Source organism: Vibrio sp. CB1-14 (assembly GCF_040412085.2).
In the GTDB taxonomy this organism is placed as follows: domain Bacteria; phylum Pseudomonadota; class Gammaproteobacteria; order Enterobacterales; family Vibrionaceae; genus Vibrio; species Vibrio chaetopteri.
Genome location: NZ_CP115920.1, coordinates 2,227,752 through 2,242,385, shown reverse-complemented (window position 1 = coordinate 2,242,385; position 14,634 = coordinate 2,227,752). Strand labels below are relative to the sequence as shown.

Sequence of the window (14,634 nt, the reverse complement as noted above, 5' to 3'; positions counted from 1 at the left end):
GACTGTCTTTTGGACTATTTTTGTGCTGAAAATTTGTAACAAGCTGCAATCGTAGTGGTTATGACAATGAAGCACCCTAACCATTGCACTGGGGTCATGGTTTCACTTAGAAACAGGCTAGCAAACAGCAAACCAAACATTGGCTCAGTACCCATAAGTAATGATGCCTGACTAGCTGGCAAGTGTTTCACTGCGTAATTTTGTACAAAGAACGCCAGTAATGTGCAACAAAGCGCTAGATAGAGTAGGCTCGCCCAATCCTGACTATTGAGTGTTTGTAGAGTTCTTATCAGTGCGGGTCTCTCTGAATCTAATAGGACGAGACAGAAACTGATAAGCGTAACTACTGACAGTTGAATTAGGGTGATAATTTCTATTTGCAATGGTGTTTTAGTAAATGCTTTACGGCACGTAACGACCATCACGGCTCGAAGTAGGGCTGCGATGATCACCAAACCAACCCCAAGATCTATGCTCAGCTCACTAGGGCTTGCTATCATCACCAGGCCAGTAAAACCTATACTGCAAAACAGCATGATTCCTTTGGGAAGTTTGACTTTGAGCCATGCAGTTTCGAGTAATGGTGTAAAGAGCACGCATAGACTAATCAATACAGCGACTTGCCCAGCTTGAACCAGTTTAACCGCCCATGTTTCGGTTAAGAAAATGCAGCTTAAGATAAGCCCAGTGGAAATGCCGACTTGTAGGTAGCGACGCCACTGCGAAGTGAACATTCTGATTTGTTGCTTGAAATAGATAACGCTCAGCAGGACGGCGCAGCTAATAACAAACCGAATCAAAAGCAGTTCGACCACAGTGAGTTGATTCAATATTTGTTTGGACACACCGTAGCTTGTGCCCCAAACGATTGAAACTACGAGTAATCCTATGATTGCCCAATGAAATGAGATCTTGTTAGCGAAATTTGTTTCCATATGCGTCGTTGTAATAAAGTTCAATGCAAGTATATGTTCTACTATGCTAGCTTATGAATATAGGCGTGATAATACTTCCAAACTTCATAGGACTTGTGACTAATGGACACAAATAAGCTCATGGCATTACTGCCGGACATCGTGGCGTTCGTCACGGTTGTTGATTCAGGTAGCTTTACAGCAGCGTCGCAAAGATTGAGAGTAACCCCATCAGGTGTTAGCCGTCAGATCAGTCGCCTAGAGGCCGCTTTAAATGCAGATTTGCTAGAGCGCACGACGAGAAAGCAAGTGACAACGGAAATGGGCAAAGTGGTTTACGAATTCAGTCAGAAGATCATTGATTCAGCTGACGATATAGTTCACGTGACGAGCCAAGAGTTAGGTGAGGTGACAGGCGAGTTGCGCATTGCAGCGCCTAAAGCGTTTAGCCGCCGTATCTTACAACCACTGATGCTTGAATTTTTAGCCAAATACCCAAAAGCCAAACTACGTTTGATGGTCAGTGATGAGTTTGTTGACCCGTTTGGGCATAACCTTGACTTTGTGTTTGAACTGACTCACTTCCCGAGGGAAAACCTGGTTGCGAAGTCGCTAGGGCATACTAATGCAGTGTTGTGCGCCAGTCGAAGCTATTTGCAATCGCATGGTATTCCTTTTCATCCAGACAACTTATCGCAGCATGATTGCCTGTACCTTAATGAGCAGCCAAATGACAATGTTTGGCGTTTTTCAAAGGGTGGAGAGGATGTCAAAGTCGAGGTAGAAGGACCATACTCGGTCAACCATTCAGAAATTCGCCTTAACGCAGTTAAGCAAGGGTTGGGAATAGGCATATTCCCAGAATTTGTGGTTGAAGAGGCGATTCAAAACGGTGAAGTCATTCAAGTGCTTCCAGAATGGCGAGTAATCTCACGCTATCAAGGTGAGATCACGTTGCAGTTTCCTCAGTCGAAATTCATGCCGGCTCGAAGACGCGCGTTTATCGACTTTATGGTCGCATCACTAAACCCAGAGCCTTAGATTGACCGGGGAGCGGTAAGTTAAGCTCCGCAGGATCTCGATTAAATAAAGCGCGTTGGATAGTCAGTAAAGATGGCGTCTACTTTATCTAAGTATTTGAACGATTTTGGGTTGTTTACTGTATAGCACCAAATTTCTACTTCAAGTTCACGCAGCATATTAAGGTGGTTAGCGGTTAGCCATTTGTAGTCTAAGTGGCAACTGAATGCGTTGACGTTTTGAATGCTGGCAATGGCTTTGCGGTTCAATCGTTTGGCAAGCACACCAAGACGTGTTCCCAATTTTGCTTCGAACAGTACTTGCATTACTTCAGCGCTGAAGCTGGAGATAATAAGACATTCTCTATCTATAGAATGGATATCCAGTACCGATTTGAGCAAAGAGACAACATGGTTGGCGTCGTGGCTATCGATCTTGACCTCAAGGTTGATGCACATATTGTGCTGGTGACAAAAATCGAGCAACTGTACTAGTGTCATGATGCGTTCTTGCTCAAACGCTTCTGACTTCCAAGCACCAAAATCAAGCTTACTGAGCTGCTCGATAGTTTGCTCGTCAATGCGCCCCTTTCCGTTACTGCAGCGGTTCACTGTATGGTCGTGACAGACCACTAAAACATCGTCTTTGGTTGGTTGAATATCCACTTCAATCCATTGCAATCCTAGCGCGTGCGCCTGTTGAATACTGACCATGGTGTTCTCTGGGTGAGTCCCTGCTACACCTCTATGACCAACATAAATTACACTCATAAATGAACCTCAGAAAGCGACGTCTATCGCTATATATAATAGGGTTTGTTGCAATGTTGTTAATATCAGGTTATCTTGCATCAAGGTTGTCTGACCAGTTAGCAAGGCTTATGAAAATCCATCAGATTTCAGGTTATATCCAACAGATTTATCTCGCTGAGTATCCAGATAAATTGCTGTTACTGGACGGCGCAAGCCGAGCCGATGTCGGCACGATTTTACGCTATATTCGGGACGAACTGAATCGTCCTGTTTCTGATCTCAAAGCCATCGTCGTCACGCATATGCACCCGGATCACGCCGGAGCGGCTCATAGGTTGAAAGCGTTGACTGGAGCGGACATTGTCTCCAGTGAGCAGCCAAAAGCTTGGTATGCGGGCATTGATGGTGTGGCTATGCACCTAACGGATTTGATTTTGGCCCGGTATATGGCGAATCGAATGGGTAAGCCCAAGCGCAACTTATGGTATCAACGCAAACTCAAAGTCGATCATGCCGTGGGCGATGGTGATACTTTACCGTATTTTGACGATTGGCAGGTACTCACAACACCAGGCCATACAGATCGCGACATTTCTGTTTACAATGCCAAGCAGTCGACGGTTTATGTGGCGGATCTTATGGTGGAGGTCAAGCAGCGTTTAATTGCGCCTTTTCCTGTATTTCATCCCAATCAATATCGAAATTCGATTGATAAAATATACAAGCTCAATGCTGAGCGGGTGTTACTTGCTCATCGTGGTCCCGTCTCGTTTGATGAAAAGGCTAAGCAACATATCCTCGAAACAGCACCAAGAAGACCGGTCACTCATTGGCGCGTGACGAAGATTAAACTTAAAAGCTTGGTAAAATCTTTGCTCGCTAGGGGTTAGCGAGCAAGCGTTAATTCACTTGAGCTTTGTCGTGTTTTGGGAAGATTAAGTTCTCAGTATCAAATCCAGCGATGTTCGCGCGCTCAACATACTTCTCAAGCTGCTTAGATTCAATCGATGGTGTTCGAGAAAGGATCCAAAAATAATCCGAGTTATAACCGCTTACCAATGCGACTGAATAGTCAGGTTCTAGGTAGTAGACAACATAACTGCCATAGAAAGGCCCAAAGAAGGATACTTTTAGGTGAGCAATGTCTTCAGATTCAACAAACTTAGCTTTACCTTCGGCCTCAGACCATTCCAAATCCTCTGTATCCCAACCTCGATTGAGTACTTTTACACTGCCGTCTTCATTGAGCGAGTAGGTGGCAGATACATTATCTAAACCACGCTCAAAGCTGTGGTCTAGCCTCGCGACTTCATACCATTTGCCGAGGTAACGGTTTAGTTCAAAGTTGGAGACGGGTTTAACACTTTCTGGCATGCCGGTACAGCCAAGGAGTACCACGCTGATGGAAATCAGCAAACATTGACGTAGCAGTTTCATCCTAAAACCTCTAATAGTTTGGTTACTTATTGAATATACGTCATTTTGTGTCGGTAAGACTACAAAGATTGCATCTATTAGGTATTGCGCTTAATCTGAGCAAGTATTGTCTACTTAGCCATTGGGTATTGCTAAAAACATGTTTGAGATTTTTATCGTCTTTGCTTTGCTGGTGGGTTTTTCCATGGTAGCGCTGAAATACTTTGTAAAACAGGAAGATACCAAATCGTATCAATACAAAGTGAAAGGTCCCATTTTATCTTCAGCACAAACGGCGTTTTATAATGCGTTAAAAGAAGCCGTGGGCGATCATGGGGTGATACTGACTAAAGTTAGCATGGCAAATGTTGTGACACCGCAGCAAATGAAAAGCAAGAAGCAGTGGTTTATCGCAAATAACGTGATCGCCAAAAGCTATTTTGATTTCGTCGTCTGTGACCCAAGAACGATGCAACCACGCGTGATCATAGAATATGATAATGGTCAGAAGCTACATAAAGGAAAAATTGAGCGTCAGCGACTGATCATGCAAGTGTGTAAATCGGCGAACGTTCCGCTGATTGGTGCTTCGGTAAAGCTTAGCTATCAAGTAGGTAAAATTCGCCGTTTACTGGCTGCCCATATTGATTTGATAGAACCAGACAAAGAGGTTCGCTTCTGTAAGCGTTGTGGCAGTCCAATGACAATTAAGACCGCCATGCAAGGGGAGTTCAAAGGTCGACGCTTTTTCACATGTAGCCGCCAACCGCTGTGTCAGTACACAGAGAACTATAATGTGGTGTTCGACGACGAGCAATCGGCATAATTCGTTAGTTTGTTGATTATAATTATTCGCCAAAGAGCTGATAGCCTTCACATTTTTTAGGCTCTGACGCATAAAAAAGAGTCGATTTGATGGCGATTAGACCAAACGGCATCAAAAATACAAAAATGTGCTTGCAGAGCTAAGGTAGTCTGGTTAATATCCTTCTCGTTCCAGAGAGATGGGTCCGTAGCTCAGTTGGTTAGAGTACTACCTTGACATGGTAGGGGTCGGCGATTCGAATTCGCCCGGACCCACCATCCTTCTCTGAATGCTTATTCAGAATGGAACAAAATTTGGGTCCGTAGCTCAGTTGGTTAGAGTACCGCCTTGACATGGCGGGGGTCGGCGATTCGAGTTCGCCCGGACCCACCAAATTTCGAAAAAGCCCGCTTTTGAAGCGGGCTTTTTTGTATCTGCACGTTATGACTTTTCTCCATTGTCTCACAATCTCATGCCTGCTACCCAATGATGACTAACATGCTGCCTTTCTCCTGATTCAAACCGCTAACTTTTTAACACCTAAGAGTTTTCGATATTCAGTACATAAATATCAGAATTACTTCTTGCCCTATAGTTTGAATAGGTCGAGGCGTTTAAGCTTTGCTCATCTTAAAACATGAAGGCAAAACATCATGAAATTTACCTCGATTCGAAAATCTAAACTACTTTGCTCTGCACTTGCTGTCGCTTTACTTGCAGGCTGCTCATCAAGTGGTGGAAGCTCATCGCCGACAGAACCACTGCCTGAGTTTGATGGCGACCTGGGTTTTGAAAATGTGGATCCAGGCTATGGTAATAGTGTACCAGAGGACTCTGAGCCAACAGAGCCAGGTTTAGGCTTTGACTTCGGCTATGTGTATATCCCAGATTTAGACCAAGATGTCCCTGTGCACTTACCGGAATATGAAACACCGGTTAACCCAGATGCGAAGATCTCTACGGTCAAAGAGCGTGAAACAGAAGGTGAGACTCTGTACTCCATTACTTATAATGGCGTTCGTATTGGTGAAATCTTGGTTCAAGATGATGTGATTACTATCTCTTCGCTGCACACGGAGCATACGATTACCGGTAGCAAAAATGACAATGGCATTTGGACTGTCCGAGGACCCGATGGGAATGTTCGTGGCGATGTGAAACGTATCGATGACGGTAAGTGGGTGGTACGTGAGGAAATCAGTCGTGCATCTTATATCGTTGTCTATCATGAGGGTGAATGGAAGGCTGTTCCAGTAGCAGATATTAAGCCTCAGTTAAAAGAACGCATCAACAAAGAGCGCATTGACCGAGTGAAACAGCGCGTTAAGATGAGCCGTCCGAGCTAATTGTATTTTCTGCGCGTAATCAAAAGAGCCCGTTTTTGTCACGGGCTTTTTGATTTAGTTACATGGAATATTTTGGTTGAAATGAAATAACCTAGCGGGTCAATCGTAATACCAGGGCATCGTCTACAATGACTGCGTTGTCTGGCCTAAAGTTCGCGAGGTTTTCAGCGAAGCTCCAATCTCCTTTACCCCAGCGGTTGCTATCGAAGTAAGTAAAGTCATCACGCCACTCAAGAGTAAATTCCCCATTGTCATAGGCGTAGTACTTAATCCAATCGATGGTTTGCTCCAGCGGTAGGTTGTCTATATTGAATCGCCCGGCCCAATCGATGGAATCTGCAACCCAAAGGTTCATGCGATAGCTTTGTGGAGTATCACGCATGTCTTGAACTTGCAGAGACTGCGAAGCCAGCTCTTGATGTATGGTCACGCCATCAACTTGCCAGGTAATTTCGTCCGGTGTCCAGATAAGAGTATGTTCATGAAATTCATCGATATCATCAACAGTGTGGAGCTGTTCTGAGTGGATACGATGGCTTGCTTCACCAGTGATTAAGTTGGTTTGCAGCAAATCCTTTCGTTTTCCTACCGACTCAATATCGATTTCACGCCAAGGTATCCCCCCTGCCCAGCTTTCGTTGTCATAGGTAAAGAACGATGAAATGACGCCGGGACTAGAGACCATTTTCATGCGGATAACGAACTTTCCAAACAGTACTTTGTCGTGACTAAACACCTCAGCGCCATACAAAGGTTGATCTGCAGTATTGAAGGAGGGGGAAGTGCCCTCGTTGACTTGCGGCGGTGTTTTGCTCTCTGAACTGCAAGCGGTGATCAGTATCGCAGGGATAAGCCAAACGAGTTTTAACATTGTGGTCATTATGAACCTCTTAAAAGTAGACAATAGGCCAGCCTAGAGGCTGGCCATTTGGATTGATTCAAAAAAGCTCAGTATTAGTGCAGATTTCCCTCGTCCAAAGCTGACGCAACCCAAACCAGCGGAGCATTCCAGTTAATGGTGATTTCATTGAGTGACCATGCACCAATGTTATCTCGATAGCAGGTTTGTCCGATGCATTGTCCTTTCATTGTTGCCGCAATGGGGTCGGAAAAGCTGATCGAGTTAGGCCCACCAATTAAAGCACCAGGTGCAGGAGCCGGAGAGTTTTCATCTGCCGCCTTTGCCCAAAAACGGTGGTGAGGATTTTGCGCCGCGTGGCTGCCATAACCGGTAACATAGGAAATGTTCATCGGGTTGGCCCCCAGTATGTAATCCATCGCGTTCGCTGCTGCCTTTAGAAACTTCACTTCGCCACTGAAGTCATTGGCATATACTAAGAATAAGCTTCGGTTAACCAAGTTTGAGTTTGACCCCCAAGGGTACTCTTCGACAGAGTAAGGAATGTGGTAACCCTCTTTAGTCACTTGTGCTTCGTAGTTAGAGGCCGTTTGAATGATGTTAGTTCTAGCTTGTGAAATCGCTTCTTTCCCTAGGTTATTAGGAACAACGGCAAGGCTGATGGTGCCGAGTGGCGCAGTGTATTGCCAGAAAATATCGCCGTCGGTGGCAATGTTACCTTTTGGTGTCTCTAGATAGTGTGGAGAGCTTTTCAAGAAGTCGCGATATTGAGCGTTACCCGTGGTAATGAACAGTTCACTCGCCGCCCAATAGAACTCATCACTCAAAACCAAGTCATCATATGGGCCTGAGCCGGTGAAGTTGTCGTAGGCAAAAATGTCCGGATGCGCTAAAGCTGCTGTCCACGCTTTTTCGGCAGCGGTTAGACAACGTTTGGCGAAGCTAGGATCGATATCTTTCCATAATCGTCCACATTGAGCGCCAATCGCCGCAAGGTTAAGAGTCGCAGCCGTACTTGGCTGGCCGACATAGCGCTTTTTATCGTCTTTGTGCGGTGGTAATGGCATACCAGTCCACACTTCGTCGGCGACTTTATGAAACGCCAGATGAGAAGCATCAATGGCGGTCAGCTCAAGTGCTTTACTAGCAGATTGATCGCCAATAGGAACGCTAACATTTTGTCCTTCGGGTACTTGCATTGCCAGCATGAACTCAACGTTCCAGCGCGCTTCCGACAGCACTGGATTAACATCTTGCGAGGCTTCGGGGATCTTTACCTCTTCGCCGCTAAACGGAAGCTTGGCATTGTCGAGCCATAACCCGCGTTCATATAGGTTGAGTAGTGTCCATGTAGTGATTCCGCCATTAACCGTATATTTTCCGTGATCGCCCGCATCATACCAACCTCCGGTCACGTCGATAGAAAGCTCACAACCTGGCCACTGATTTCCCCACGCATCCTCTTTATCAAAGCAGGTTACGCGGTCGTTAGTATGCCCCGCTGGCCTCGCTAAATCGGCTCTTTGAACATATTCTTTTTGGATCTCAATACCACTTCGGTTTTGATAGAAGTAGGAGAAAGCATCGTGTTTAAGCGACTGGTAAAGGTTCTTTTGGATGCTAAATGGATAGCTGTCTTCGCCATCAACCGAGATCGTCAGTCCGGTTTGTTCAGTGGTTAGGTTTGATAGGTCGATTTGATGAAGATGCTCACCAGAGGCTGGGTTTAAACCAAAGACTGATGTTCGACCGAGATCGATGTTGATGCCTTGAGCATTTTTAAGCGTCCAGCGTAAAGGTTGCTTGGAGTCAGAAGTGATAAAGATAAGCTTATCCGCTTGAGGATAAAAGCCGACTTGATTAGTGCGGATGGGCGAGGTCTTAGACACCTCAAAATAGGGCTTTCCTTCGATTGAGACATTGGCCACACACACAGAGCCTGTTTTCTGTGCGCCCATTTGGAATTGGAATTCGCCTCCAGCATCACTATCAAGCTGATGTGTAAACTCATACTGATACGACTCCGGTTTGGTGGAAAGTACGGTTTCTGTGAGGAAGTAATGAGTATAAGGAGGACCTTCATGTTGTATCAGGGTTTTCATTTGGGTATCGACACTAGCGTAGGCATCAAAGCGAATGGAGTACTTCTCGCCCTGTTCCAAACCCACTCCGGCGTGACCTAAGATCACGCTCCAAGCGTCACTACCTGTACTCTTTATATCCATGCAAGCGAAGCCATCCTTTGGCGTTGCGCTTGCACCTGCGGTCCACCAACCGTCGAGAGCACTACTAAAATTACCATTACGAATCATCTCATCACTCAGCGCGGCTGAAGAATGAAATGCGGCACAAAGAATAACAGCACTTATCTTGTTTAGTTTTGTCATATGTCCTCCATTATTTTGTCTAACCATATATTGGGTAGTGCTTAAGGCAAGGAAGATTGGTGGAAAATTGAATTTAAATAAATGCTTAGCATTATAACTGTGAACAAATATACAACGGCTATCGTGCTGGTGAATTGTTTTCATGAAAATATTTATGTAGCCATGAAAGCGCATCTCGACCTAGCAAGGTTAGCCTAAACAATTACTCATAAGAAATTAACGTGAACATCGTCACGAAAATGGATATTTCACAGTTCTGTACTACTATTGTATTGACATTTTCTTATTAGTTAATGTCGATGTTAGGGCATATTTTCTTGAAACCGGTTTCGTGTTTCAACGTGTCTTATTCGTCTTTTATAAGGTTAAGGAATATTGTTATGAGAGCAAAGTTAATTACGTTGACCATTATTGCATCAGCGGTTTCATTTACAGCCACTAGCCAGGATGCGCTGGATTATATGACCATACAATCGATCAAAAGTAGTATGTCAAAAAGCGATATAGAACAGGCGCTAGAAAACTGGCGGAGCGCACAACTTGAGAACATAGAAGTACGCGCGAGATACGTCTCTGACAGAGCGCCAAGTCAGTATGTCATTGATACTATTGAAGATGAGTATCAGGTGGCTCGACAAAAGCTAGGATTATAGACAAGATCATTCTTATCATTACAGCCCATGCACACGCTTCTTTGGTGTTTGCATGGGCATCTTTACTACTTAGGTCACTATTTCCAAATTTGATTTCATGAAAGAGTTTCATGGCCAATGAAAAACTTGCCATTGCACTCAATATTCAGCAATTTCAAAAATTTCCCTTCAATTCCATGTGAGTTATATCACGCTTAACGGACCTCATATAAGAAATACTCAGCTTGAAAACGGTTTCATGCAGGGGCGTATCGAGGTTATTTTGGCGACTATCAAAGATGTTTCAGAGTTAGCAGGTGTATCTCAGGCGACAGTATCACGAGTCATCAACGGTACCAGCCGAGTGAGTCACGACAAAAAGCTGAAGGTTGAAAAAGCCATTAAAGAGCTGGCTTATAAACCCAACTCAATCGCCCAAGCGCTTGCGTTTAGTCGCACCGGAAGTGTCGGTATCATGGTACCGGAACTAGGCGGCCCGTTTTATTCTGGGATACTTCACAACATGGAAGAGCACCTTAGACGCTTTGGCTATCATGTCGTCGTCAGTGCGGGTTCGAATACGGAAGCGAGTCAAAAAGAGTCGATTGAGTTTTTAATTAGCCGCCGAGTCGATGCGTTGATTGTTCATGCGCAAAATGTTCCCGATGACTACTTAATTCAAATTGAAGAGTCAGGTATTCCGCTTGTGATTATCAATCGATTCATTCCGGAAATGAAATCAAGTTGTATCACCATCGACAATGAACTTGGTGGAAAAATAGCAACACAATATCTCCTTAAAATGGGTCACACGGATATTGTTTGTATTACAGGTCCTTTAGATAAATCCGATGCTAGAGGACGTCTGCAAGGTTATAGAAATGCACTGTTTGACGCAGGTATTGAATATGATGAAGTGCTTGTTGCCGAAGCGTCATTTACCGAAGAAAGTGGTGCCAGTGCAATGGAAAAAATAATAAGGAGGAAATGCCACTTTACCGCAGTATTTGCTACTAATGATCATATGGCTTTAGGTGCGTATGAGGTGCTGGCAGAGCAAGGATATTCAGTGCCAGAACAAGTGTCACTCATTGGATTTGATGACATTTTGTTCGCTCGTTATTTAACGCCAAAATTAACGACAATGAACTTCCCAATTGAACAAATGAGTTTGGAAGCTGTACAGCTTGTTATTCAAAAATTGGGGAATAATAAGTGCGACGTTAATTTTAAACTACTCCCTTCACTAGTGGTTAGAAATTCAGTTAAGGATCTACTTACTACCCTATAATTCTATTAAGGATATAACATGAAATTAAAGAGTTTAGTACTTTATAGTGCGATTTCGCTTGGAACAATTACCGCTGTTAATGCAGAAGAAGCGATTCGTTTTGATGGTTTTCCAGATTTTGACAGCAGCTTGAAAGTTCTGCTACCTGAGTTTGAAAAGGAAAATGACATCAAGGTTGATTACTTGATGAACAACCATGGTGACCATCACACTAAACTGACAACTAACCTAGCGACGGGCTCAGGTGCGGGTGACGTCATCGTTGTTGATGTAGAGAAAATTGGTCCATTTGTAGCGTCTGGTGGTTTGGTCAACCTTTCTGAAAAATACGGTGCAGATAAATACGCTGAGCGTTTTGCTCCCTACGCATGGGCGCAAGGTAAGGGCTCTGATGGCAACATGTACGGCATTCCAGTGGATCTAGGCCCTGGCGTTATGTATTACCGTACAGATCTATTTGAAAAAGCGGGTATCGACGTGAAAGATGCCATCAAAGATTGGGACTCTTACATTGCTGCAGGTGAAAAACTGAAGCAACAAAACGTTCAACTGATCGCCTCTGCAGCGGATGTTGCACAAGCAATCATCTACACCACAGTACCTGAAGGCGAAGGTCTTTACTTCGATAAAGACGGTCAGCCAGTCGTTACCTCTGAGCGTTTTGTACACGCTTTTGAAGTCGCGAAGAAAATTCGTGAAAAAGGTCTAGATGGCCGCATTTTGGCATGGTCAAACGAGTGGTATGAAGGTTTTAGAAATGGCACGTTTGCGACTCAACAGTCGGGTGCATGGCTGCTTGGTCACTTGAATAACTGGATTGCACCAGAAACAAAAGGTAAGTGGGCAGTATCAAATCTACCTGATGGCATCTACGGCAGCTGGGGCGGCTCTTTCCTTTCTATCCCTACTCAGTCACAGCACCAAGATGAAGCTTGGAAGCTGATCGAATTCATGACAGCAGATCGTGACTCACAGCTTAAGCACTTTGAGACGATTGCTGCGTTCCCAGCTAACGTAACGACTTACGACGACAAACTGTTTGACCAAGAAGTTGAGTTCCTTGGTGGTCAAAAAGCGCGTCAGCTATTTGCTGAAGTAGCGAACAACATCAAACCGGTTGCACCAGCGAAAGGTGACCACGTTGCTCGCTCAATTGTTCTAGAAAATGCACTGATGGAAGTATTGGATGAAGATAAAGACATCAAAACTGCATTGGCCGAGGCTGAGCGCCTAATTAAACGCAGAACGCGTAACCTTTAATCCGTTTTTGAGTTTGATTTAAGGAAGCGTGCTAGCGCGCTTCCTTCTTTAAGAGGTCGTTACTATGAGTCATTCAGCGAGCAACGTCATGGAAGCAACATCAAGGCAGAGTATTATTGCTCGTATTAATGCCAAGGCATTAGCCCCCTATGGGTTTTTGTTGCCGTTCCTAATTATTTTTTCTGTATTTGGTATTTTTCCACTTCTATTTTCAGTGTTCCTTTCTTTTCACGAATGGAACCCAGTAGAAGGTCTTGGCGCGATGAACTTCGTGGGACTAGAAAACTACCACATTGCGCTTACCGACCCGTGGTTGTGGCGCTCCCTTAAGAACACATTTTGGCTAGCAATCACTTCTGGTGTGGCGCAGCACTTAGTCGCGATTCCAGTGGCTTATATTTTGGTCTCCCTTGGCGACAGACTTCGCCATTGGCTGACGTCTGCGTACTTTTTGCCTTTCATCACATCAACAGTCGCCGCGTCACTTATCTTCTTCAATATGTATTCGCCAAGCTCAGGCATCATCAACCAAACGTTGATTTACTTGGCTGATACCACGGTTCTTGGTTGGGCATTTGCGTGGGTCAATGACTATCAACCTATCCGCTGGCTTGACGATGCAACGCTAATCAAACCATCGATTGCCATCATGGTTTTTTGGAAATACACCGGTTTTAACATCGTTCTTTACACCACAGGTTTAATGACGATCCCTAAAGATATCTTAGAAGCTGCACGAATGGATGGTGCTAACGCGCTTCGTCGCTTCTGGCATGTTTCACTACCCATGATTCGTCCTTTTGTCTTTTTTGCTGTCACCATGACCATCATCGGTAACTTGCAGTTGTTCGAAGAACCTTTCGTACTGACTCGCGGTGGCGGCGGTACTGGTCAGGCGGGTCTAACCATCTCTATGTACTTGTACAAAGTGGGTTGGGAATGGCTAGAAATGGGCACAGCATCTGCAATTTCATGGCTACTGTTCGCGCTCATCGCCGGATGTACAACAATTCAATTTTTATTCTTTGGTAAGAAAGGTTTAGGGGAGCACTAATATGACGACTCTAACGCATAACTCGAATGCCGTAATGGCAAAACTAAAACCGAGCGATCGCACTGTAGAGCTGCTGGTGAAAGCGTTAATGGTGCTGCTTGCAGCGATACTTATCGTCTCTGCAATTATTACCGTGTTCCCGTTTATTTGGTCGGCACTACTGTCGACACGTGACCGCAGCGAAATCTTTGGAACTGGTATCAGTTTTGCCATCGGAGATAGCTTGGCGATTAACTACGCGAAGCTACAAGAAATCATGCCTTTCTGGCAGGCGATGTTTAACTCTGTCTACGTGGCCTTTGTAGGTACCACCATTTCCCTGCTGTTCTGTAGCATGGGTGGTTACGCTTTTGCGGTTCACAAGTTCAAGGGTAAGAACATCTTATTTGGCATGCTGGTAGGCTCGATGATGATTCCACCAGTATTGAGCTTGATTCCTTACTTTATGATCGTGAAGTTTCTAGGATTGCTCGATAACCATGTTGCGGTATGGCTTCCATTTACCACGACGCCGTTTGGTATTTTCCTGATGCGTCAGCACGTGGTGGCCTCGATTCCACGTGAGCTTCTTGAAGCGGCCAAACTAGATGGTGCTGGTGAACTGCGTACTTACTGGAGCGTGGTACTACCGCTGATGAAACCCGCGCTTGCCACACTTGCGATTGTTCAGTTCGTTTTCTTCTGGAACATGTTCATGCAGCCTTTGGTAGTTCTGAACTCACCTGAAAACTACGTGATTACTCAGGCACTAAGAAGTGTGCAGGGCATACCAAATACCCCATGGGGCGCAGTAATGCTTGGTACCACTATCTCAATTCTTCCACTGGTTGTGACTTATCTGTTTGCCTCTAAACAGATGATTAGCGGCTTAACATCTGGCGCAGTTAAGGGGTAAATG

14 protein-coding genes and 2 tRNA genes are annotated in these 14,634 nt (G+C 44.8%); 11 read left to right on the top strand and 5 right to left on the bottom strand.

The genetic code is table 11. The features are described from left to right. Positions 1–14: 14 nt before the first annotated feature. Complete coding sequence (locus PG915_RS10125) at positions 15–935, bottom strand: DMT family transporter (protein ID WP_353496415.1); 921 nt, start codon at positions 933–935, stop codon at positions 15–17. Positions 936–1,037: 102 nt separating this feature from the next. On the opposite strand from PG915_RS10125, the gene PG915_RS10120 reads away from it, so the two are divergent. Next, entirely contained in the window at positions 1,038–1,955 is a 918-nt protein-coding gene (locus PG915_RS10120; RefSeq protein ID WP_353496414.1) for a LysR family transcriptional regulator, read from the top strand. Between the two features lie 41 nt (positions 1,956–1,996). Here PG915_RS10120 and PG915_RS10115 read toward each other — a convergent pair whose 3' ends face one another. Continuing rightward, complete coding sequence (locus tag PG915_RS10115) at positions 1,997–2,704, bottom strand: glycerophosphodiester phosphodiesterase family protein (RefSeq protein ID WP_353496413.1); 708 nt, start codon at positions 2,702–2,704, stop codon at positions 1,997–1,999. Between the two features lie 110 nt (positions 2,705–2,814). Here PG915_RS10115 and PG915_RS10110 point away from each other — a divergent pair, with 110 nt between their 5' ends. Further along, complete coding sequence (locus tag PG915_RS10110; protein ID WP_353496412.1) at positions 2,815–3,576, top strand: MBL fold metallo-hydrolase; 762 nt, start codon at positions 2,815–2,817, stop codon at positions 3,574–3,576. 10 nt (positions 3,577–3,586) lie between these two features. Here the strand turns inward: PG915_RS10110 and PG915_RS10105 are convergent, their stop codons facing one another. Then, positions 3,587–4,123 (bottom strand): lipocalin family protein, encoded by a 537-nt coding sequence (locus PG915_RS10105; RefSeq protein WP_353496411.1) that lies wholly within the window; start codon positions 4,121–4,123, stop codon positions 3,587–3,589. A gap of 139 nt (positions 4,124–4,262) precedes the next feature. Here PG915_RS10105 and PG915_RS10100 point away from each other — a divergent pair, with 139 nt between their 5' ends. The 4 genes from PG915_RS10100 (at position 4,263) to PG915_RS10085 (ending at position 6,253) form a co-directional block, all read left to right on the top strand. Next, positions 4,263–4,928: a DUF2726 domain-containing protein gene (locus tag PG915_RS10100; protein WP_353496410.1), complete on the top strand. Its 666-nt coding sequence runs from the start codon at positions 4,263–4,265 to the stop codon at positions 4,926–4,928. Between the two features lie 180 nt (positions 4,929–5,108). Continuing rightward, positions 5,109–5,185: transfer RNA gene (locus tag PG915_RS10095), tRNA-Val, on the top strand. Positions 5,186–5,223: 38 nt separating this feature from the next. After that, positions 5,224–5,300 (top strand) — tRNA-Val (locus PG915_RS10090). Between the two features lie 260 nt (positions 5,301–5,560). After that, a complete protein-coding gene (locus tag PG915_RS10085) occupies positions 5,561–6,253 on the top strand; it encodes a hypothetical protein (RefSeq protein ID WP_353496409.1) in 693 nt (230 codons plus the stop codon). 91 nt (positions 6,254–6,344) lie between these two features. Here PG915_RS10085 and PG915_RS10080 read toward each other — a convergent pair whose 3' ends face one another. Continuing rightward, positions 6,345–7,133 (bottom strand): family 16 glycosylhydrolase, encoded by a 789-nt coding sequence (locus tag PG915_RS10080; RefSeq protein WP_353496408.1) that lies wholly within the window; start codon positions 7,131–7,133, stop codon positions 6,345–6,347. A gap of 74 nt (positions 7,134–7,207) precedes the next feature. After that, positions 7,208–9,499 carry a glycoside hydrolase family 9 protein gene (locus tag PG915_RS10075; protein WP_353496407.1) on the bottom strand — a complete coding sequence of 764 codons (2,292 nt, stop codon included), beginning with the start codon at positions 9,497–9,499 and terminating at the stop codon, positions 7,208–7,210. Between the two features lie 380 nt (positions 9,500–9,879). Here PG915_RS10075 and PG915_RS10070 point away from each other — a divergent pair, with 380 nt between their 5' ends. The 5 genes from PG915_RS10070 (at position 9,880) to PG915_RS10050 (ending at position 14,631) form a co-directional block, all read left to right on the top strand. Beyond that, positions 9,880–10,152, top strand: a complete 273-nt coding sequence (locus PG915_RS10070; RefSeq protein WP_353496406.1) for a hypothetical protein — start codon at positions 9,880–9,882, stop codon at positions 10,150–10,152. Positions 10,153–10,414: 262 nt separating this feature from the next. Next, on the top strand, positions 10,415–11,422 hold the full coding sequence (locus PG915_RS10065; protein WP_353498704.1) for a LacI family DNA-binding transcriptional regulator: 1,008 nt from the start codon (positions 10,415–10,417) through the stop codon (positions 11,420–11,422). Between the two features lie 18 nt (positions 11,423–11,440). Further along, on the top strand, positions 11,441–12,682 hold the full coding sequence (locus tag PG915_RS10060; RefSeq protein WP_112461087.1) for an ABC transporter substrate-binding protein: 1,242 nt from the start codon (positions 11,441–11,443) through the stop codon (positions 12,680–12,682). A gap of 64 nt (positions 12,683–12,746) precedes the next feature. Beyond that, positions 12,747–13,736, top strand: a complete 990-nt coding sequence (locus PG915_RS10055; protein ID WP_042499607.1) for a carbohydrate ABC transporter permease — start codon at positions 12,747–12,749, stop codon at positions 13,734–13,736. A gap of 34 nt (positions 13,737–13,770) precedes the next feature. Further along, the gene (locus PG915_RS10050) at positions 13,771–14,631 is read left to right on the top strand and encodes a carbohydrate ABC transporter permease (protein ID WP_418642273.1); all 861 of its coding nucleotides are present in this window, start codon (positions 13,771–13,773) and stop codon (positions 14,629–14,631) included. The last annotated feature ends 3 nt before the right edge of the window (positions 14,632–14,634 follow it).